3 protein-coding genes are annotated in these 642 nt (G+C 41.7%); all 3 read left to right on the top strand.

From position 1 onward, the window contains the following. Positions 1–182, top strand: a 182-nt coding sequence (locus D7Y06_RS26760; RefSeq protein WP_207667362.1) for a hypothetical protein, incomplete at its 5' end; no start/stop codon positions are given. A gap of 47 nt (positions 183–229) precedes the next feature. Further along, positions 230–430, top strand: a complete 201-nt coding sequence (locus tag D7Y06_RS25470) for a helix-turn-helix transcriptional regulator (RefSeq protein WP_016304095.1) — start codon at positions 230–232, stop codon at positions 428–430. Next, positions 431–642, top strand: a 212-nt coding sequence (locus D7Y06_RS25465; protein ID WP_199714864.1) for an Arm DNA-binding domain-containing protein, incomplete at its 3' end; no start/stop codon positions are given. It lies immediately after the preceding gene.

Raw genomic sequence — 642 nt, 5'->3', positions numbered from 1 at the left:
TGTGTCATGCCCCGCATGATGCGGAAAAAATGTATTCTTTCGCCAATCGCCATAGTGTTTCACTCCTTGTTCGTATGTTTATAAGTAGTATAGCATATATGCTTAGAGAAAGTCAAACGCAAATGAAACAAAAAAGTTTAATATTTTCTTGTAAACCTATTGACAATAACAAAAATGTTTAGTATTATGAATTAAGCAAAAACGCTTAGAAAGAGAAAGGAGAGGTTGTATGGACAACAAATTTATCCGTGTGGACGAGGTGGCGCAGGAGCTTTCCGTATCGAAACCTTATGCTTATAAGCTCATCAAGAAATTAAATGACGAGCTGAAGGAGCAAGGCTTTATCACGATTGCGGGACGTGTCAACCGCCAGTATTTTCAAGAAAGGTTTTACGGGGCGGGAGAAAAACAGGGAAAGGAGATGGAGTAAATGCCAGTATTTAAGAACGAGAGCAACGGCACATGGTATGTAATGGCAAGGTATGTGAACTGGAAGGGGGAGCGGAAACAGAAGTGCAAGCGTGGGTTTGCCACAAAGCGGGAGGCGCAGGAATGGGAGCGTAAGTTCCAGTTGCAAAATTCTGCTGACCTTGATATGGACTTTGAAGCCTTTACAGAGCTTTATGCGAATGATGTCAAGAA

Source organism: Roseburia sp. 1XD42-69, assembly GCF_003612565.1.
Classification (GTDB): Bacteria; Bacillota; Clostridia; order Lachnospirales; family Lachnospiraceae; genus Roseburia_B.
Note: the sequence above shows the minus strand (reverse complement) of the source record. Positions and strands in the feature narration are given on the sequence as shown.